We start from the raw sequence: 20,129 nt of genomic DNA on the forward strand, positions 1-20,129 counted from the left end.
TCAGATACCCGACTTGATCTTGCTCCAGGCTCGGGTCCTGGCGCGCTCCGCGTCACGGCCCAAAGGTTTAAGGGTATACAGCGTGGCCATCGCCGCCTCGGTGGGGTACAGGTTGGGGTTGTTGCGAATCGAGGGGTCAACCTGTTCGGTGGCGTCTTTGTTCGGGTTGGGGTAGCCGACGAAATCGCTGATCGGCGCGATCACCTGCGGTTGCAACAGGTAGTTGATGAAGGTGTAGGCGTCCTGCGGGTTTTTCGCGCCTTTTGGGATGGCAAGCATGTCGAACCAGATCGGCGCGCCTTCCTTGGGCAGGCGCATATCTACGGTCACGCCATTTTTGGCGTCCCTGGCGCGGTTGGCGGCCTGGGAGAAGCTGCCGGAGTAACCGACGGCCACGCAGATGTCGCCATTGGCGATATCGGCCATGTACTTGGAGGAGTGAAAGTAAGTGACGTAGGGGCGGATCTTCAACAGCAGCGCTTCGGCCTTTGCATAGTCCTTGGGGTTGCTGCTGTTGGGGTCCAGACCCAGGTGTTGCAGGGCCAGGGGCAGGATTTCCGACGGGGAATCGAGCAGGGCCACACCGCATTGCTTGAGCTTACTGATGTTTTCTTCTTTGAAGATCAGGTCCCAACTGTCCACCGGCGCATTGACGCCCAGCGCGGCCTTGACCTTGTCGGGGTTGAAACCGATGAGAATGGTGCCGTACATGTACGGCACGGCAAATTTATTGCCTGGGTCATTGGCTTCGATCAGCTTCATCAGCTTGGGGTCGAGGTGCTTCCAGTTCTGTAACTGGCTGCGGTCCAGAGGTTGGAAAACTCCGGCCTCGATCTGCTTGGCCAGGAACACATTGGATGGCACCACCACGTCATACCCGGCGTTGCCGGTGAGCAGCTTGGCTTCCAGGGCTTCGTTGGTGTCGAAGATGTCATACACCAGTTTGATCGTGGGGTTCTGCGCCTTGAAGTCTTCCAGTGCCTTGGGCGTGATGTAGTCGAACCAGTTGTAGACCCGCAGGGTTTTCTCTTCGGCGTGGGCCATACCGCTGATAACGGCAGCGCAGAGGACGAGTGACTTGAGCATGTTCATTGGGCTGCCCCTTCAAATCCTTCAAGAACGTTGACGGCATTGATGCCGATTTCTTCCACGGCATAGCCGCCTTCCATCACGAACAGCGTGGGTTTGCCCAGGTCGGCGATGCGTGCGCCCATTGCCAGGTAGTCCGGGCTGTCGAGTTTGAACTGTGAGATGGGGTCGTCCTTGAACGTGTCCACACCCAGGGACACGATGATGATGTCGGCGCCATAGCGCTCGATCTCTTTACAGGCTTCCTCAAGCGCTGCACTCCAGCGCTGCCAGCCGGATCCTGCAGGCAGCGGGTAGTTGAAATTGAAGCCTTCGCCTGGGCCTTCACCCAATTCGTCGGCATAGCCCAGGAAAAACGGAAACTCCGCCTCGGGGTGGCCGTGGATCGACGTGAACAGCACGTCGCGGCGCGCGTAAAAAATCGATTGGGTGCCGTTGCCGTGGTGGTAGTCCACATCCAGGATCGCGACCTTTTTGTGGCCCTGATCAAGAAAGGCTTGGGCGGCAATGGCGGCGTTGTTGAGGTAGCAATAACCGCCCATCAAGTCGCTGGCGGCGTGATGTCCCGGTGGTCGGCACAGGGCGAAGGCACTGTGGGCGCCTTGCTGGATCGCCTGTTGCGCGGTGAGCGCGACTTGCGCTGCGCTGTACGCCGCTTGCCAAGTGCCGGCGGTAATCGGCGCGCCACCGTCGAAGCTGTAGTAACCCAGCTGGCCGTGCAGGCTGGTGGGCAATACCCTGCGCAAGGTACGGGCGGGCCAGGTATAGGGCAGCAGGTCGCCATCCGTGGCGAATTCAGTCCAGCGCGCCCAGGCGCCTTTGAAAAATTCCAGGTAGTCGCGGCTGTGGATGCGTTGCAGCGGCGCCACGCCAAAATCCTGCGGCGCTTGCACCGGGCCCAGTTCGCGGTCCTTGACCCGTTGCAGCACGTGGTCCGCGCGCGAGGGCATTTCGAAACAGGGCATCAGTTGCCCGTCCATCAATTCGCACCGACCGTGATGCAGGTGATGATCGTCTGAGTAGATCGTCAGCATTTTTTGTTCTCCGCAGGCTGTATCAGTGGATGCAGTCTTGCGGCGGGACGGTTTTAAGAAAACGGCAAGAGCGGCCAAAAGGGGATAAATACGGCCAAATTGTGTGACCGCAATTCGCCCCGCTAGCGCGCATCGACCCGTCATTGCGAGGCGTCAGGGGCGAAATTGACTGGGTGCCACGCCGCTCCAGCGTACAAATGCGTGGCGAAAGCTGGCGGTTTCACTGAAACCGAGCTGTTCCGCGATTCGGTAGATCGGCAGTTCGTCCTGCCCCAGCAACTGCTTGGCGCGCTCGAAGCGCAGCTCATCGAGCAGTTCCTGGTAGCTGCTGCCCAAGTCATGCAAATGCCGACGTAAGGTTCGCGCGGAACAGTTCATCTGCGCAGCCAAGCCTTCAATGCCGGGCGCGGCGTGGAGCTGGGCGGCGAGCAAATGGCGGATCCGACCCAGCCAGGCCTGGCGCCCGGTAAACTCCAAGTTCTGCTTGCGACAGCGATCGGTCATGGCTTGATGGGTGACGGCGTCGGCCAGTGGCAGCGGCTGGTCGAGCCAGCGCTTGTCAAACGCGAAGGCGTTGGCGCTGGCTTCAAAATGCAGCGAGCACGCGAAGCACTCGTGGTAGCGCGCGTGATAGTCCGGCGCGCTGTATTCGAAACGTGCACCGAGTAACGGCAGCGGCTGGCCCAGCAGGTCGTCGCAGATGATTTTCAGCGAAACCAGGCAGAATTCGACGTTGAACATTTCCAGCGCGGGCGTTTCCCGGTAATCGGCGGCGGTCAGCCAGATACGTTCGCCGTCGTTTTCCAGGCTCAGCTCGAAAAGTGTTCCCAACAGCGCCGGGTAGCGTAGCGCCAGGCGCAACGCGTCACCGAAGGTGGCACAGGTGAGCAGGGCATAACCGAGCATGCCGTAGGACGACACATGCATCTTGCGGCCCAATTCGAGGCCAATATCCCGCCGCAGCGCGACTGCGTTGGTACACACACGCATCTCCTGGTTGGTGGTGATGCAGGCGTCGGCGCGGCTCAAGTCGGCGGCGCAGATACCGCTGCCCGCGAGCAACGTTTCAGCCGGCAAGCCTTCGGCCTTGAACGCGTTAATGACCAGCGAGACGGCGTTGAGGGTCGTGAGGTGGGAGTGCAACATAGGGGCTTCCAGCCAGGGGATGGCTGGAAGTGGAGCAAATTATATGCCGCTCAGCGCAGCTCGCCGCACAGGTCCAGCTCTACCAGACGGCGGACCTCCTGGGTATCGAGCCCGGCGCCGATCAGCGCGTTGAGCTTGCCGAACGCGGCTTCACGGGTCATGCCGCCACCGGACAACACGCCCACGCCACGCAAACGACTGCCGGCTTCGTAGACGTCCAGTTCCACGCCGCCTTCATGGCATTGGGTGATCGCGACCACGACTACACCTTGATCCTGGGCACGCTGAAGGCTGGCGAGGAACTCGGGGTTATCGCTGGGCCCGGTGCCGCTGCCGAAACATTCCAGGATCAGCGCTTGAATGCCGCTGCCAATCACCGCGTCCAACTGCGCCGCACCGATGCCCGGCACCAGAGGCAGCACGCCGACGCTGGCCAAGGCTTTGGGCTGGCGATAGTCCAAGGCCTGGGGAATGGACTCTGCACGCGCAGCACCGCCCTGGCGATTCAGCGCCGCGAATGGATTGCGACCGAAGCTGCGAATTTTCGCGCAACGGGTCGGTGCCATCAGCGCGCCGTGGAAGTACAGGTGAACACCCGGCGCGATGCCTTTGCCCAGCGCCGCCAGGGCGCCGCTGACGTTTTCCCAGGCATCGCTGTCGGGCACGCCGGCTGGCAGCATCGAGCCGGTAAACACCACCGGTGCAGGCAGGCCGAGCAGTTGAAAGCTCATGGCCGCCGCGCTGTAGGCCAGGGTGTCGGTGCCGTGCAGGATCAGCACGGCATCGCAGCCGTCGTCCACGGCCTCAACCACGGCGGTGCGCAGGCGCTGCCAGTAAGCGGGGGTCATGTTGGCGCTGTCGATCAATGGGGCCATTTCCTGGAAGCGCCAGGCAGGCGCTGGCAGGTGTGCCAGCTGTTCGCGCATGCGTGCTTCGAAGCCGGATGCGGGAGCCAGGCCATGGGTGCTGGCCTGCATGCCGATGGTGCCGCCGGTGTAGAGCACCATGACGTTACTGGATGAGGACATCGATAATTCTCCTGAACGAAAAACGCCGCACGGCCTTGAGCATGCCCAAGGTCGTGCGGCGTGTCATCTATCTACGCTTAGCGTTGCACTTGAGCGTTCAGCTCAGCCGACGTTGCTGCTTCAGGTTTTACCGGGTTCGCCGGCCACGCCTTACGGTCCAGGTCCAGATCAGGAAACTGACTGGAGTCGAACACCGGCGTCTTGATACCCGCCGCGCGCTGGTTGTCGTAGTCGTTCAGGATGCGCATGGCGATCTTGAACAGGAACGCCAGGGCGAACAGGTTGACGAACGCCAGCATCGTCATGGTGATGTCGGCGAAGGCAAACACGGTGCTCAGGTTCTCGATGGAACCCCAGAAAATCAGCACCAGCACCAGCGCGCGGTAGCCCATCAACACCTTGCGGTTGTTGCCGACCAGGAAGCGCAGGTTGCTCTCGCCGAGGTAGTAGTTGTACATGATCGAGGTGAACACGAACAACGCCAGGGCCACCGAGATAAACATGCGACCCCAGTCGCCGACCACGGCCGCCAGGGAGTTCTGGGTCAGGGCAATGCCGTCGCCTTCGAAGCCTGGGGTGTAGAAGCCGGAAAGCAGGATCAGCAACGCGGTACAGGTGCAGATCACGAAGGTGTCGAGGAACACGCTGAACGCCTGCACCACGCCTTGGGCGATCGGATGCTCTACCGACGCCACGGCTGCCACGTTAGGCGCACTGCCCAAACCGGCTTCGTTGGCGAACACGCCGCGCTTCACACCCATGATGATCGCGCTGCCCACCAGGCCGCCGAAGGCTTGGTCGAGGCCGAAAGCGCTCTTGACGATGGTCGCGAGCATGGCGGGTACGTGGTCGAATTGCAGCACGATCACGTACAGGGTTACCGCGATGTAGACCAGGGTCTTGACCGGTACCAGCAGGTCGGCAATCGAGGCGATGCGCTTGATCCCACCGATGAACACCAGGCCCAGCAATACGGCCAGGGCCAGGCCGGTGTAGGTGGTGTCCAGGCCAAAGGCGTTGTTCAGCGAGTGAGTCACGGCATGGGCTTGCAGGCCGTTGAACGCAAAACCGAAGGTCACCAGCAGCAGGAATGCCATGACCATACCCAGCCAGCGCTTCTGCAGGCCGTGCTGGATGTAGTAGGCCGGACCGCCACGGTAGGTGCCTTCGGCGTCGGTGCGCTTGTACAACTGGCCGAGGGAGCACTCGATGAAGCTCGACGACATGCCGACCAACGCGGTGACCCACATCCAGAACACGGCACCGGGACCACCCAGGGTCACGGCAATGCCGACACCCGCGATGTTACCGGCACCCACGCGGCCGGCCAGGCTGAGCATCAGCGCCTGGAAGGAGCTGAGCTGGCCGGCGCTGCTTTTGAGGCTGTCTTTAAACACCGAGAACATGTGGAAAAAGTGGCGCAACTGAACGAAACGCGAGCGAATCGTGAAATAACCGCCGAGCCCGACAATGAGCACGATCAGTACTTTCCCTGAGAGGAAGTCGTTGATGACTTCGAGCATGGAGTGTTCCTCGCTGATTTTTCTAATGGCAAACGCAGGACGGTTCAATGCATCGCTCGGCACCAGGCAGTGCACGACGCTTGGACCCCAATCCTTTTGCGGGTGTTGTTATTCATGCGGTTTCGCGCTGTCCAGGACCTCGATAACGACGATCTCTGACGCGAAGAGGGGCGGCACTATACCTAGGCGAGCGTGATCCGTCTGCACAGGCCGATTAAAGGTTTCAGCATGCTCGAGTCGGGCAAGAAGGGTTTGCAGGGCGATATTGGATTTTTTATGGGCGTCATTTCACAACCTTGAGGCAAAAAAAAGGGCCTGAAGAACGAGCCTTCAGGCCCTCAAAAGGTGAGAGGTGTCTAGTCCCTCAACCTGGTGAGCGGTGCAACAAACGCTTAGGCCTTCAGGGGAACCAAGCGTGGAGCAATCATGTTTTCGGGGCGCAGGATGTCGTCGAGCATGGCGTCGTCGAGCAAGCCTTCTTCGCGCACCAGTTCCAGCACGCCGCGGCCGCTTTCGAGGGCGATACGCGCGATGCGGGTGGCGTTTTCATAGCCGATGTACGGGTTCAGCGCGGTGACCAGGCCGATGGAGTGCTCCACCAGTTCGCGGCAGCGCGCTTCGTTGGCGGTGATGCCGACGATGCAGTGTTCGCGCAGCATGTCCATGGCGCGTTGCAGCAGGCGGATCGAGTCGAAGATCTTGAAAGCGATCAGCGGCTCCATCACGTTCAGTTGCAGTTGGCCACCTTCGGCCGCCATGGTCAGGGCCAGGTCGTTACCGATGACCTGGAACGCTACCTGGTTCACGGCTTCCGGAATCACCGGGTTGACCTTGCCGGGCATGATCGAGCTGCCTGGCTGACGCGCTGGCAGGTTGATCTCGTTGATGCCGGTGCGTGGGCCGCTGGACAGCAGGCGCAGGTCGTTGCAGATCTTCGACAGCTTCACCGCCGTGCGCTTGAGCATGCCGGAGAACAGTACAAAGGCGCCCATGTCGGAGGTGGCTTCGATCAGGTCGGCGGCTGGAACAACCGGTTGGCCGCTGATAACGGCCAGGCGTTGTACAGCCAGGGCCTGGTAACGCGGGTCGGCGTTGATGCCGGTACCGATGGCGGTGCCGCCCAGGTTGACTTCGGTCAGCAGCTCGGGCGCGAGGGTCTTCAGGCGCGCCAGGTCTTCGCCCAAGGTGGTGGCGAAGGCGCGGAATTCCTGACCGAGGGTCATCGGCACGGCGTCTTGCAACTGGGTGCGACCCATTTTCAGCACGTGGCTGAACTCTTCGCCCTTGGCGGCGAAGGCCTGGATCAGGCTGTCGAGGCTGGCGAGCAGCGCGTCATGGCCCAGCAGCAGACCCAGGCGGATCGCGGTCGGGTAGGCGTCGTTGGTCGACTGCGCCATGTTCACGTCGTTGTTGGGGTGCAGGTACTGGTATTCGCCCTTGTTGTGGCCCATGGCCTCCAACGCGATGTTGGCGATGACTTCGTTGGCATTCATGTTAGTTGAAGTGCCAGCGCCGCCTTGAATCATGTCCACCACGAACTCTTCGTGGAAATCGCCGCGGATCAGGCGGGCACAGGCTTCGCTGATGGCAGCGTGCTTGGCTTCGCTGAGCTGGCCCAGTTCGCGGTTGGCGTCAGCCGCCGCTTGCTTGACCATTGCCAGACCGACCACCAATTTCGGGTAATGCGAAATCGGAACGCCCGAGAGGCGGAAGTTGTTCACCGCTCGCAGGGTCTGGATGCCGTAATACGCTTGAGCAGGTACTTCGAGTACGCCAAGCAGGTCTTTTTCGGTACGGAAAGATGCAGCGGAGGACATGACGGAAATCATCTCGATATGGACCCGGAACTGGCCGGAACGCTGCGAATGCTAGGCTTGTAGAACTTTTTGGGCCAATGCTGTTAAACACTGGCCTATGCACAAACGGCATAATGCAGGTGTGACCCGGTTATCATGACGGGCGTGTGTGCCAAAATGGTGCATACCCGTGGGAGGAAGTGATGAACCTTGAGAGCAAATGGCTGGAAGACTTCAGCGCCTTGGCGGCCACCCGCAGCTTTTCCCAGGCGGCAGAGCGACGCTTTGTGACCCAGCCGGCGTTCAGCCGACGTATCCGTAGCCTGGAGGCAGCGTTGGGCCTGACCCTGGTCAACCGCTCGCGCACACCGGTGGAATTGACGGCAGCGGGGCAGTTGTTCCTGGTGACTGCGCGCACGGTGGTTGAACAGCTCGGCGAGGTTCTGCGCCATTTGCATCACCTGGAAGGCGGGCAGGGCGAAGTCATGCAAGTGGCAGCCGCCCACTCCCTGGCCCTGGGGTTCTTCCCGCGCTGGATCGCACAATTGCGTAACGAAGGCTTGAACATCGCCACGCGCCTGGTCGCCACCAACGTCGGTGACGCGGTACACGCGCTGCGCGAAGGCGGCTGTGACCTGATGCTGGCGTTCTACGATCCGGACGCCGCCATGCAGATGGACGCCGAGATCTTCCCGTCGCTGCACCTGGGCAACACCGAAATGCTCCCGGTGTGCGCCGCTGATGCCGACGGCAAGCCGTTGTTCGATCTGGAAGGCGAGGGCAGTGTGCCGCTGCTTGCCTACAGCGCCGGCGCGTTCCTCGGGCGTTCGGTGCATTTGCTGCTGCGCCAGCGTGCGCTGCGTTTTACCACCGTGTACGAAACCGCCATGGCGGACAGCCTCAAGAGCATGGCCCTGGAAGGCCTGGGCATCGCCTGGGTACCGCAACTTAGCGTACGCGCGGAGTTGGCCCGTGGCGAACTGGTGGTGTGCGGCGGCCCGCAATGGCATGTGCCGCTGGAGATCCGCCTGTATCGCTGTGCGTTGGTGCGCAAGGCGAACGTGCGGTTGTTGTGGCGCAAGTTGGAAGGTGGCGCGGCCCAAAGCGCCTGAGCGCGATGCAGATCAACTGTGGGAGCGGGCTTGCTCGCGAAGACGGTGTATCAGACACCGCTATTTTGACTGCCCCAGCGCATTCGCCAGCAAGCCTACTCCCACAGGGTTTTACAGCGTCCCTGGCTGACTCTTGAGTCAATAAAACCGCCGGTTTGCGCCACTGGACAGATGGTCATTCCAGGGGCTGTTTATCTTGATTATTACGGTATACTGCGCGGCCTTCGGCCGGTCCAACCGGCCTTAATTCGTACAACAAGCCACGCCGGATTTCCCGCGTGGCTTGTTGTTTTTTGACGCGCCTGCGGGCGCCCAGAGAGAAGAGGCACGACGATGAGTGCATTGGTTGGCGTGATCATGGGCTCCAAGTCCGATTGGTCCACCCTTAGCCACACCGCCGATATGCTGGAAAAACTCGGCATTCCGTATGAAGTGAAGGTGGTCTCTGCCCACCGCACCCCGGATTTGCTGTTCCAGTATGCCGATGAAGCAGAATCCCGTGGCATTGAGGTGATCATCGCCGGTGCCGGCGGTGCGGCGCACCTGCCAGGCATGTGTGCGGCCAAGACCCACCTGCCGGTGCTCGGTGTGCCGGTGCAGTCGTCGATGCTCTCGGGTGTGGATTCGCTGTTGTCCATCGTGCAGATGCCGGCCGGTATCCCGGTGGCGACCCTGGCGATCGGCAAGGCCGGTGCGATCAACGCCGCGTTGCTGTCCGCCAGCATCCTGGGCGCCAAGCACCCGCAGTTCCACGCGGTGCTGAAGAAATTCCGTGCTGAGCAGACAGACAGCGTGCTGGACAATCCAGACCCACGCATCGCCTGAGGTTGTTGACGATGAAAATCGGTGTAATCGGTGGCGGCCAACTGGGTCGCATGCTGGCTCTGGCGGGAACCCCGCTGGGGATGAACTTCGCTTTCCTGGACCCGGCGCCGGACGCCTGCGCGGCCGCCTTGGGTGAACACCTGCGCGCTGACTACAGCGACCCGGACCACTTGCGCCAACTGGCCGACGAAGTCGACTTGGTGACCTTCGAGTTCGAAAGCGTCCCGGCCGAAACCGTTGCGTTCCTGTCGCAGTTCGTCCCGGTGTACCCCAGCGCCGAAGCCTTGCGCATTGCCCGTGACCGCTGGTTCGAGAAGAGCATGTTCAAGGACCTGGGCATTCCGACCCCGGCCTTCGCCGATATCCAGTCCCAGGCAGACCTGGACGCTGCAGTCGCCAGCATCGGCCTGCCGGCCGTGCTGAAAACCCGCACCCTGGGTTATGACGGCAAGGGCCAGAAAGTCCTGCGCACTGAAGCTGATGTGGTCGGCACCTTCGCCGAACTGGGCAGCGTCGCCTGCCTGCTGGAAGGCTTCGTACCGTTCACCGGCGAAGTCTCGCTGATCGCCGTGCGTGCCCGTGATGGCGAAACCCGTTTCTACCCGCTGGTGCACAACACCCACGACAGCGGCATCCTCAAGCTGTCAGTGGCCAGCACCGACCACCCGTTGCAGGCTTTGGCGGAAGATTATTCCAGCCGTGTGCTCAAGCAACTGGATTATGTAGGCGTGATGGCGTTCGAGTTCTTTGAAGTCGACGGTGGCCTCAAGGCCAACGAAATCGCCCCACGCGTGCACAATTCCGGGCACTGGACCACCGAAGGCGCCGAGTGCAGCCAGTTCGAAAACCACCTGCGGGCGGTTGCGGGCTTGCCATTGGGCTCCACGGCCAAAGTCGGCGAGAGCGCCATGCTCAACTTCATCGGCACCGTGCCTGCGGTGGAAAAAGTCATCGCCATCGACGACTGCCACCTGCACCACTACGGCAAGGCCTTCAAGGCCGGGCGCAAGGTCGGCCACGCCAACCTGCGCTGCAAGGACCGCGCAACGCTGGAAGCGCAGATCCTCAAGGTTGAAGCGCTGATCGCCGAGCAATAAGGTGAGCCCGACGGGAACCATTGGTGACCGTCGTCTCTCTGATTGCAGGATGCCAAAGCCTGACTAGGCTTTGGCATAGCTCACTTCAATCAGAGGGAAATGCCATGGGTATCATCGGAACCATTTTTATCGGCTTGATCGTCGGCCTGCTGGCGCGTTTCCTGAAACCAGGCGACGACAGCATGGGGTGGATCATGACCATCCTGTTGGGTATCGCTGGCTCTCTGGCCGCGACCTACGGTGGTCAGGCACTGGGTATCTACCAGGCCGGTCAAGGTGCAGGTTTCATCGGCGCGCTGGTGGGTGCCATTGTGTTGCTGGTGATCTACGGCCTGATCAAAAAGAAGTAATCAGCCGACAAAGTCCTCTGCGCTGCGCAGGCGCAGGGGGCTAGAATGCTCGGCACTTGTACTTGCCGAGCTTCTCCATGCGCCGTCTTCTGTTGACTCTCCTTTTGCTGGGCCCTGGCCTGGCGCACGCCGGTGAACTGCCGGAAACCGACTGGCTCGACCTGATGCCGCTTTCCGACCAGAAAGCCCTCGAAGCCATGCCCGAGATCGATCACAACTCCCCCGAAGCCCAGGGCACCTTCACCGACAAAGGTGGCCTCAAGCAAAGCAAAGGCTTGCCGGCGGTGATGTATTCCACCAAGACCGTGGCCGCCATGAACGGCAAGAACATCCGCATCGGCGGCTACCCGGTGCCGTTGGAAACCGACGCCAAGGGCCGAAGTACTTTGTTCTTCCTTGTACCGTATCCGGGCGCCTGTATCCACGTGCCGCCGCCGCCGCCCAATCAGCTGGTGCTGGTGCGCTATCCCAAGGGGCTGAAGCTGGATGATATCTACACGCCGCTGTGGGTCACGGGCACGCTGAAGGTGGAGAAGGTCAACAATGACCTGGCCGATGCGGCGTATGCGCTGGATGCGGGGAAAGTACGGGTGGTGAAGGAGTCGGATTTATAAGGCGCGGCACATGACCCAATGTGGGAGCGAGCAAGTCTCACCGCCGCTCCCACATTTCGATTGGGCTTACAGGGCTATAGCGGCGATGCTCACGCCCAGCGTATGGCTTTCACCCGGTGCCAGGCTCACCACGTCATCCAGCACATTCGCCGTCTCGATGCACAGCATGCCTGTCCAGCCATCATCGGCCATGTCGTCAAATGCCTTGGCGCGTTCGGTCCACGGGTTCCAGATCACGGTCGACTTTGAGCCTTCGCTGGTGAGCTGGATACGGCGTTGCCAGTCTTTGTCGACGATAGTCAACTGTGACGGCGTATCGAGGTAGATGCGATCGGTCTCGGCGGTGAAGTGCAGCAGGCCGGATTGTGTCTTTTCGGTCCAGCCGTCGGCGGTATCGATATAGGCGCGCCCGTCCAGCCCTTCGACCTGCGCATTGCGTACATCGCTTACGGCGAAGTAGGTGTGCAGCGCCTGGCTGAGGGTCACGGTGTCGGTACCACGGTTGTGGCTGGTCAGGCGGATATGCAGTTGCTCATCCAGCAGCAGGCTCAGTGTCAGGTCGACCTGATGGGGCCAACCAGGAAAGCCGCCTGCCGGCACCGGCAGTACCAGATCCACGCGTAGCGCTTCACCTTCAAGCTCGGTCGCGGCCAATTCCCACAACGCTGTGCGCACGAAACCGTGGGCGCCAGCGGGCTGCTCGCTCTGACGCATCGCTTTCACGCTCTGCGGGTTGCGGTCAAATACGCCAAACCACGGCCAGCACACCGGTACGCCGGTGCGAATGCCCTTGCCCTTTTTGAACACCGCTTCAGGATTCGGCCAGATCAGTGGCTGTTCGCCGTCGCGCCCATAACTGAAGAGATGCGCGCCCTGTTGGGCCACTATCAGTTCGGCACCGTTGTGGCGGATGCGCCAGCAATCCAGCTCGTCGATTTTCACGGTTTCAACGTGGGGCGTCGGCATAACAAAGCACTCTTCATGGCAGGCAATGGGGCAATTGACCGTCAAAACCCGGCGAGGTTTAACGTGCGCGCGATGGAACCGAGCGCGTGCGGCCGCTGCCGTCGATGGCGACGAATACAAATACCGCCTCGGTCACCTTGCGCCATTCGCTGGACAGCGGGTCGTCGCTCCACACTTCGACCATCATCTGGATCGAGCTGCGGCCGATTTCCAGGGCCTGGGTATAAAAGGAGAGCTGTGCGCCCACCGCGACCGGCACCAGGAACGCCATGCGATCAATGGCCACAGTGGCGACACGCCCGCCTGCCACCTTGCTGGCCATGGCGGTGCCGGCCAAGTCCATCTGCGCGACCAGCCAGCCGCCGAAGATGTCGCCAAAACCGTTGGTTTCACGCGGGAGCGCGGTGATTTGCAGGGCGAGGTCGCCTTGCGGGATAGGATCTTCTTGTTCGAGTTCGATCATGCCGAGGGCCTCTGACCCGTAACGCTTCATGGGTATTTCAAGTGGATAGCCGTCTTCGAAAAAAACGTTTCAGCACCAACATACACCGCGTGATGCGTTTCTCGTAAGGCGTACTAAAGGGAAACTCTGCCAAATCGGCTGGATGGCGCCCAACGACGTTTTGGCACAGCAGCCCCTCAAGACTGCGGTTCTTGCGCTTGCAAGGGCCGAGTATATCGAGACCCTGGCGCCACGACGACCTCTGGGCGTTCATTTGGTCGGCATTTAGCGGCTGTATCGCGGCTTTTTCCGGCAACTGTGCTTATCGGCGCAAATAAACAGCAGGAAAGGGGAATATTGCGCCCCTATAAATGGTTATTCGCTCAACGCTGTGCTTTTTCTAGCGATTTGCTATCTTGCCAAACCTGCCGCAAGTCCCGCTTGCCATCCTGATTACTATAAGAGAAGCCTTGCTATGTCCTCCGTGCCCGCAAGCAGTGCGCAACCGTCGCGCCCGCTGACCCGCAACGACTACAAAACCCTGTCGCTGTCTGCCTTGGGCGGGGCGCTGGAGTTTTATGATTTCATCATTTTCGTGTTTTTCGCCACCGTGGTCGGAAAACTCTTCTTCCCCGTGGACATGCCTGAATGGCTGCGCATGATGCAGACCTTCGGCATCTTCGCCGCCGGCTACCTGGCACGCCCCCTGGGCGGCATCATCATGGCGCACTTCGGTGACCTGTTGGGTCGCAAGAAGATGTTCACCCTGAGCATCTTCATGATGGCCGTGCCGACCCTGATCATGGGCCTGCTGCCAACCTACGCGCAGATCGGTCTGTGGGCACCGGTGCTGTTGCTGCTGATGCGCATCATCCAGGGCGCCGCGATTGGTGGTGAAGTGCCTGGCGCCTGGGTGTTCGTCTCCGAACACGTACCGCCGCGTCACATCGGCTACGCCTGTGGCACCCTGACCAGCGGCCTCACTGCCGGTATTTTGCTGGGTTCGCTGGTGGCCACTGCGATCAACACGCTCTATAGCCCGGAGCAGGTCTCGGATTTCGCCTGGCGGATCCCGTTCCTGCTCGGCGGCGTGTTCGGCCTGTTGTCGGTGTACCTGCGTCGCTGGCTGCATGAAACGCCGATCTTCGCCGAGATGCAGCAGCGCAAGACCCTGGCCGCCGAGCTGCCATTGCGCGCGGTACTGCGTGATCACCGCGGCGCTATCGTGTTGTCGATGCTGCTGACCTGGCTGCTGTCAGCTGGCGTGGTGGTGGTCATCCTGATGACCCCGACCGTGCTGCAGACCGTCTACCACTTCAGCCCGACCGTGGCGCTGCAGGCCAATAGCCTGGCCATCGTCACCCTGAGCCTGGGCTGCATAGCCTCGGGCGCATTGGCTGACCGCTTCGGTGCCGGCCGCGTGCTGGTTACCGGTTGTGCGCTGTTGTTGGCAACGTCCTGGACGCTGTATCACAGCCTCATGGCCCACCCGGATTGGTTGTTCCCGCTGTACGCCCTGACCGGCCTGTTCGTAGGCACCATCGGCGTGGTGCCGTACGTGATGGTCAAAGCCTTCCCGCCCGTGGTGCGTTTCAGCGGCTTGTCGTTTTCCTACAACGTGGCCTATGCCGTGTTCGGCGGGCTGACGCCGCTGGCAGTGTCGCTGCTGATGAAGGAAAGCCCGATGGGCCCGGCCTATTACGTTGCCGCCCTGTGCTTGATGGGGATGGTGGTGGGTGGGTATCTGTGGAAGCGTTCGCGCTGACGCTTTGACAATGACCGCTCCCGCGCCCTGCGTGGGAGCGATGGCAACGCCTCGCTATGCCCCTTCTCCTTGCCAATAGTGGCCTTTCATCTAACTGTCACATTCCAGACATAGAGTGTTCACACGGCCTCCCGATACTTGGCCCCGATCCAACTATCCCTATCTGCTAGGAGCAAGGCATGAAACTGAAACGTTTGATGGCGGCAATGACTTTTGTCGCTGCTGGCGTTGCGACCGCCAACGCGGTGGCCGCTGGTGTTGATCCGGCAATTCCGGCTTATGTTAAGACCACTGGTGTGTCGGGCAACTTGTCCAGCGTTGGTTCCGATACCCTGGCTAACCTGATGACCCTGTGGGCCGAGGGTTACAAAAAGGAATACCCGAACGTCAACATCCAGATTCAAGCTGCCGGCTCCGCTACCGCGCCACCTGCGCTGACTGAAGGCACCTCCAACCTGGGCCCGATGAGCCGCAAGATGAAGGACACCGAACTGGCGGCCTTTGAGCAGAAGTACGGCTACAAGCCAACCGCTATCCCGGTTGCCGTGGATGCCCTGGCTGTGTTCGTGCACAAGGACAACCCGATCCAGCACCTGACCATGGAACAAGTCGACGCGATCTTCTCCTCGACGCGTCTGTGCGGTGGCAAAGCCGACGTGAAAACCTGGGGTGACCTGGGTGTGACCGGCGACCTGGCCAACAAGCCAGTACAACTGTTCGGTCGTAACTCGGTTTCCGGCACCTACGGCTACTTCAAAGAAGAAGCCCTGTGCAAAGGCGACTACAAGCCAAACGTGAACGAACAACCTGGCTCGGCTTCGGTCGTGCAGTCGATCAGCTCCTCGCTGAACGGCATCGGTTACTCGGGCATTGGCTACAAGACCGCCAGCGTGAAAACCGTGGCCCTGGCCAAGAAAGGCAGCACGGATTTCATCGAAGACAGTGAAGAAAACGCCCTGAACGGCAAATACCCGCTGTCGCGCTTCCTCTACGTTTACGTCAACAAAGCCCCGAACAAGCCTCTGGCCCCGCTGGAAGCTGAGTTCGTGAAGCTGGTTCTGTCCAAACAGGGCCAGGAAGTTGTGGTGAAAGACGGCTACATCCCACTGCCAGCCAAAGTCGCCGCCAAGGCCCTGGCTGAACTGGGTCTGAAAGAAGGCAACTGATTGCCTCTGCGGGGCCGGAGTACCGGCCCCGCATCCGAATTTTCTAGTCCGCTGCCAGCCTTGCTTCGCGGCGGCTTTGTTGCGTCACTGCACTGTCATCTTTCTGTCATACAGGATCGCTAGGGTGTGCGCATGAATGATCTGGCCAATTCCACCATGACGACGACTTCTCCCCCCAAGCGCATTGACTTCAATACGCCTGAGTTGCAACGCAAGCGCCGCATTCGCGCGCTCAAGGATCGCCTGACCCGTTGGTATGTGCTGGTCGGCGGCCTCGCCGTCCTCGGCGCCATTACCCTGATTTTCTTCTTCCTGGCCTATGTCGTCGCGCCGCTGTTCCAAGGCGCCTCCTTGACCAAGGAAGATGCATTGACCCCGGCCTGGATCCAGGACGCGGGCAAGCCGCTGATGATCTCCCTCGAAGAACAGAACCAAGTCGCCATGCGGGTTTCCGACAAGGGCCAGGCGTTGTTCTTTAATGTGGAAACCGGCGCTGAACTCAAGCGCGTCGACCTGCCACTGCCCGCTGGCACCAGCGTTGCCTCTATCGGTGAAGACCAGCCCGGTAGCCCGTTGGTGATCCTGGGTCTGTCCAATGGCCAGTCCATGGTGTTCCGCCACACGTATAAGGTGTCCTACCCGGACGGCAAGAAAACCATCACGCCTGCGATCGAATACCCCTACGGTGAAACGCCGATCGTGCTGGATGACGCCGGTCGCCCGCTGGAGCACGTCGCCCTTAATGCCACTGATTCCACCTTGGTGGTTGCAGGTTCCGCCGGTTCGCATTTGAACGTGCTGTCCCTGAGCCGCGAAGAAAACATGATGACCGGCGAAGTCACCAGCGAGCAAAAGCGCATCGAACTGCCGCAGATGACCGAGCCAGTGAAGGCGATCTTCATCGACCCACGCCAGCAATGGTTGTACGTGATCAACGGTCGCGCCCTGGCCGACGTGTTCAGCTTGCGCGACAAGAGCCTCAATGGTCGTTACAAATTGCTCGAAGACGGCAATGCCGAGGTGACCGCCAGCACGCAGCTGGTGGGCGGTATCTCGCTGATCATCGGTAACTCCAAGGGCGGCCTGGCCCAATGGTTCATGGCCCGCGATCCGGATGGCGAGCAGCGCTTCAAACAGATCCGCACCTTCCAGATGGGCACCACGCCTATCGTAGAAATTTCCGCCGAAGAGCGCCGCAAAGGCTTCACCGCCCTCGACGCTTCCGGCCAGTTCGGCGTGTTTCACAGCACCGCGCACCGCACCCTGTTGGTCGACCCTGTAGTCGATGGCCAAGGCGTGTACGGCATGTCGCCACGGGCCAACCGGGTGATCGTCGAAGCCGGCGGCAAGCTGCAACCGTTGATGCTCGATAACCCGCACCCGGAAGTGTCGTGGAGCGCGTTGTGGAGCAAGGTCTGGTACGAGAACTACGACGAGCCTAAATACGTCTGGCAATCGACCGCCGCCAACACCGACTTCGAACCCAAGATGAGCCTGGCCCCGCTGACTTTCGGCACCCTGAAGGCCGCGTTCTACGCCATGCTGCTGGCGGCGCCACTGGCCGTTGCCGCGGCGATCTACACCGCCTACTTCATGGCCCCGAGTTTGCGCCGCAAGGTCAAGCCGGTGATCGAACTGATGGAAGCAATGCCGACGGTGATCCTCGGCTTCTTCGCCGGCCTGTTCCTGGCGCCGTATGTGGAAGGGCATCTACCGGGCATCTTCAGTCTGTTGATGCTGTTGCCGATTGGCATCCTGGTCGCCGGTTTCGTGTTCAGCCGCCTGCCTGAGTCGATCCGCCTGCGGGTGCCCGATGGTTGGGAAAGCGCGATCCTGATCCCGGTGATCCTGTTCATGGGCTGGCTCTCGCTGTACATGAGCCCGTACCTGGAAACCTGGTTCTTTGGCGGCGACATGCGCATGTGGATCTCCCATGACCTGGGCATTACCTACGACCAGCGCAACGCCCTGGTCGTCGGCCTGGCCATGGGTTTCGCGGTGATCCCGAACATCTATTCCATCGCCGAAGACGCCGTATTCAGTGTGCCTCGCGGGCTGACCCTGGGCTCGCTGGCCCTGGGCGCCACGCCGTGGCAGACCATGACGCGCGTGGTGATCCTGACCGCCAGCCCGGGCATCTTCTCGGCGCTGATGATCGGCATGGGGCGTGCTGTCGGCGAGACCATGATCGTGTTGATGGCCACCGGTAACACCCCGGTGATGGAGATGAACCTGTTCGAAGGCCTGCGCACCTTGGCGGCCAACGTCGCGGTGGAAATGCCCGAGTCGGAAGTGGGCGGCAGTCACTACCGCGTGCTGTTCCTCTCGGCGCTGGTGCTGCTGCTGTTCACCTTCATCATGAACACCCTCGCCGAGCTGATCCGTCAGCGTCTGCGCAAGAAATACTCGTCGCTTTAAGAAAGGTAGAAGTCTGTGAAACAGAACTCCCTGAATGGATGGTTCAAGAGCGGCGCCCCCGGCGTCTGGATCAGCGGTGGCGCGGTGTCCATCGCGGTCATCATGACCATTGGTTTGTTGGCCGTGATTGCGGTACGTGGTTTGGGCCACTTCTGGCCAGCCGACCTGATCCAGGCCAACTACACCGTACCGGGCCAGGCCAACCATATCGTCATCGGCGAAGTGGTGCAGAAAGAAGAAGTACCGCGTGAGCGCCTGAAAAGCGCTGGCCTGCCTGTGCCGGAGCAAGGTCCGGAATTCATGACCCGCGAGCTGATCAAGGTCGGCAACCGCGACCTGAACGGCAACGACTTCACCTGGATCGTCGGCGAGTGGCTCAAGGACCAGACCACGCCTGCGAACCTGATGACCATCGAGCGCCGTGAGTGGGGCAACTTCTACGGCACGCTGGTCAACGTCAAGCAGGATGGCAAGGTCGTCGCCGAAGGCGAAGCCGCGTGGCCGGAACTGCAAGCCCGTGTCGAGCGCGTCAACAAGCTGGCCGCCCAACTCAAGACCCTGGAGAAGTCCGACATTGGCGCGATCAACGCCGGGCTTGAACGCATCCGTCTGCACGGCCGCAAACTGGAACTGGAAGGCAAGCTCGACGCTGCCGCCCAGGCCGACATGGACGCCGACCGCGCCGAGCTGAATGCCCGCTACCAGGACATCGAAGCGCGTCTTGCCGACCTGCATGCCCAGTTCAACCGCGACGCCCTGACCGCCCGTGACGGCAACGGCAAGGAAGTCGAAATCGGCATCGGCAAAGTGGTGCACGCCTACCAGCCGAACGCGATGGGCACGATCACCAAGGTCGGTTTCTACTTCAGCAAGGTCTGGGAATTCCTCAGCGACGACCCACGGGAAGCCAACACCGAAGGCGGGATTTTCCCGGCCATCTTCGGCACCGTGATGATGACCCTGATCATGGCGATGATCGTCACCCCGTTCGGCGTGCTGGCGGCGGTGTACCTGCGTGAATACGCCAAGCAGAACACCCTGACCCGCGTCATCCGTATCGCCGTGAACAACCTGGCTGGTGTGCCGGCCATCGTCTACGGCGTGTTCGGCCTGGGCTTCTTCGTGTATGTCTTGGGCGGCTCGGTCGACCGCCTGTTCTTCGCCGAAGCCCTGCCGGCGCCGACCTTCGGTACGCCGGGTCTGTTGTGGGCCTCGCTGACCCTGGCACTGCTGGCGGTGCCGGTGGTGATCGTAGCCACTGAAGAAGGCCTGGCGCGGATTCCTCGCACCGTACGTGAAGGCTCCCTGGCCCTGGGCGCGACCAAGGCGGAGACGCTGTGGAAGATCGTGCTGCCGATGGCCAGCCCGGCGATGATGACCGGCATGATCCTCGCCGTGGCCCGCGCCGCCGGTGAAGTGGCGCCGCTGATGCTGGTCGGTGTGGTGAAACTGGCGCCGTCGCTGCCGCTGGACGGCAACTACCCGTACCTGCACCTGGACCAGAAGATCATGCACCTGGGCTTCCATATCTATGACGTCGGCTTCCAGAGCCCCAACGTTGAAGCCGCACGACCGCTGGTGTACGCCACCGCGTTGCTGCTGGTGCTGGTGATTGCCACGCTCAACTTGTCGGCGGTGTGGATCCGTAACCACCTGCGCGAAAAATATAAAGCGTTGGACAGCTAATTGAAGTGAGCGCGGACTGAATGGGGGAGCGGGCTTGCTCGCGAAAGCGGTGTATCGGAAACACATGTGCTG

Annotated in this window: 17 protein-coding genes; 9 read left to right on the forward strand and 8 right to left on the reverse strand. The window is 61.1% G+C overall.

The features are described from left to right. From AB4O08_RS12925 to aspA, 6 genes are all read right to left on the reverse strand, one after another. Positions 1-1,092 carry a polyamine ABC transporter substrate-binding protein gene (locus tag AB4O08_RS12925; protein ID WP_010207600.1) on the reverse strand — a complete coding sequence of 364 codons (1,092 nt, stop codon included), beginning with the start codon at positions 1,090-1,092 and terminating at the stop codon, positions 1-3. Next, complete coding sequence (locus AB4O08_RS12930; protein WP_460114169.1) at positions 1,089-2,123, reverse strand: histone deacetylase family protein; 1,035 nt, start codon at positions 2,121-2,123, stop codon at positions 1,089-1,091. The genes AB4O08_RS12925 and AB4O08_RS12930 overlap by 4 nt, the downstream gene beginning before the upstream one ends. A 153-nt stretch (positions 2,124-2,276) precedes the next feature. Further along, positions 2,277-3,269 carry an AraC family transcriptional regulator gene (locus AB4O08_RS12935; RefSeq protein WP_010207597.1) on the reverse strand — a complete coding sequence of 331 codons (993 nt, stop codon included), beginning with the start codon at positions 3,267-3,269 and terminating at the stop codon, positions 2,277-2,279. A gap of 50 nt (positions 3,270-3,319) precedes the next feature. Beyond that, positions 3,320-4,297, reverse strand: a complete 978-nt coding sequence (locus AB4O08_RS12940; RefSeq protein WP_021492576.1) for an asparaginase — start codon at positions 4,295-4,297, stop codon at positions 3,320-3,322. Positions 4,298-4,374: 77 nt separating this feature from the next. Further along, positions 4,375-5,820, reverse strand: coding sequence for an alanine/glycine:cation symporter family protein (locus tag AB4O08_RS12945; RefSeq protein WP_010207595.1), 1,446 nt, complete (start codon positions 5,818-5,820; stop codon positions 4,375-4,377). A 392-nt stretch (positions 5,821-6,212) separates the two neighbouring features. After that, positions 6,213-7,637: an aspartate ammonia-lyase gene (aspA, locus tag AB4O08_RS12950; protein WP_010207594.1), complete on the reverse strand. Its 1,425-nt coding sequence runs from the start codon at positions 7,635-7,637 to the stop codon at positions 6,213-6,215. A 182-nt stretch (positions 7,638-7,819) separates the two neighbouring features. Between aspA and AB4O08_RS12955 the strand changes: the two genes are divergently transcribed. The 5 genes from AB4O08_RS12955 to AB4O08_RS12975 all read left to right on the forward strand — a co-directional run bounded on the left by AB4O08_RS12955 (position 7,820) and on the right by AB4O08_RS12975 (position 11,614). Next, a complete protein-coding gene (locus AB4O08_RS12955; RefSeq protein ID WP_010207593.1) occupies positions 7,820-8,728 on the forward strand; it encodes a LysR substrate-binding domain-containing protein in 909 nt (302 codons plus the stop codon). 333 nt (positions 8,729-9,061) lie between these two features. Beyond that, the gene (gene purE / locus AB4O08_RS12960; RefSeq protein WP_003195648.1) at positions 9,062-9,553 is read left to right on the forward strand and encodes a 5-(carboxyamino)imidazole ribonucleotide mutase; all 492 of its coding nucleotides are present in this window, start codon (positions 9,062-9,064) and stop codon (positions 9,551-9,553) included. A gap of 11 nt (positions 9,554-9,564) precedes the next feature. Further along, entirely contained in the window at positions 9,565-10,650 is a 1,086-nt protein-coding gene (locus AB4O08_RS12965; RefSeq protein ID WP_010207591.1) for a 5-(carboxyamino)imidazole ribonucleotide synthase, read from the forward strand. Between the two features lie 104 nt (positions 10,651-10,754). After that, positions 10,755-11,000 carry a GlsB/YeaQ/YmgE family stress response membrane protein gene (locus AB4O08_RS12970; protein ID WP_005792540.1) on the forward strand — a complete coding sequence of 82 codons (246 nt, stop codon included), beginning with the start codon at positions 10,755-10,757 and terminating at the stop codon, positions 10,998-11,000. A 77-nt stretch (positions 11,001-11,077) separates the two neighbouring features. Continuing rightward, positions 11,078-11,614, forward strand: coding sequence for a DUF3299 domain-containing protein (locus tag AB4O08_RS12975; RefSeq protein ID WP_010207590.1), 537 nt, complete (start codon positions 11,078-11,080; stop codon positions 11,612-11,614). A 66-nt stretch (positions 11,615-11,680) separates the two neighbouring features. Here the strand turns inward: AB4O08_RS12975 and AB4O08_RS12980 are convergent, their stop codons facing one another. Next, positions 11,681-12,580 (reverse strand): D-hexose-6-phosphate mutarotase, encoded by a 900-nt coding sequence (locus AB4O08_RS12980; RefSeq protein WP_010207589.1) that lies wholly within the window; start codon positions 12,578-12,580, stop codon positions 11,681-11,683. A 58-nt stretch (positions 12,581-12,638) separates the two neighbouring features. Continuing rightward, complete coding sequence (locus tag AB4O08_RS12985) at positions 12,639-13,043, reverse strand: acyl-CoA thioesterase (RefSeq protein ID WP_003176975.1); 405 nt, start codon at positions 13,041-13,043, stop codon at positions 12,639-12,641. Positions 13,044-13,497: 454 nt separating this feature from the next. On the opposite strand from AB4O08_RS12985, the gene AB4O08_RS12990 reads away from it, so the two are divergent. From AB4O08_RS12990 to pstA, 4 genes are all read left to right on the forward strand, one after another. Further along, entirely contained in the window at positions 13,498-14,787 is a 1,290-nt protein-coding gene (locus tag AB4O08_RS12990) for an MFS transporter (protein WP_010207587.1), read from the forward strand. Positions 14,788-14,966: 179 nt separating this feature from the next. Beyond that, positions 14,967-15,953: a phosphate ABC transporter substrate-binding protein PstS gene (locus tag AB4O08_RS12995; protein ID WP_010207586.1), complete on the forward strand. Its 987-nt coding sequence runs from the start codon at positions 14,967-14,969 to the stop codon at positions 15,951-15,953. A 384-nt stretch (positions 15,954-16,337) separates the two neighbouring features. Then, positions 16,338-18,371, forward strand: a complete 2,034-nt coding sequence (locus AB4O08_RS13000) for an ABC transporter permease subunit (protein ID WP_175439659.1) — start codon at positions 16,338-16,340, stop codon at positions 18,369-18,371. A 15-nt stretch (positions 18,372-18,386) separates the two neighbouring features. Beyond that, positions 18,387-20,057, forward strand: coding sequence for a phosphate ABC transporter permease PstA (gene pstA / locus AB4O08_RS13005; RefSeq protein ID WP_021492577.1), 1,671 nt, complete (start codon positions 18,387-18,389; stop codon positions 20,055-20,057). The last annotated feature ends 72 nt before the right edge of the window (positions 20,058-20,129 follow it).

It is taken from the genome of Pseudomonas sp. H3_E07 (assembly GCF_054668895.1).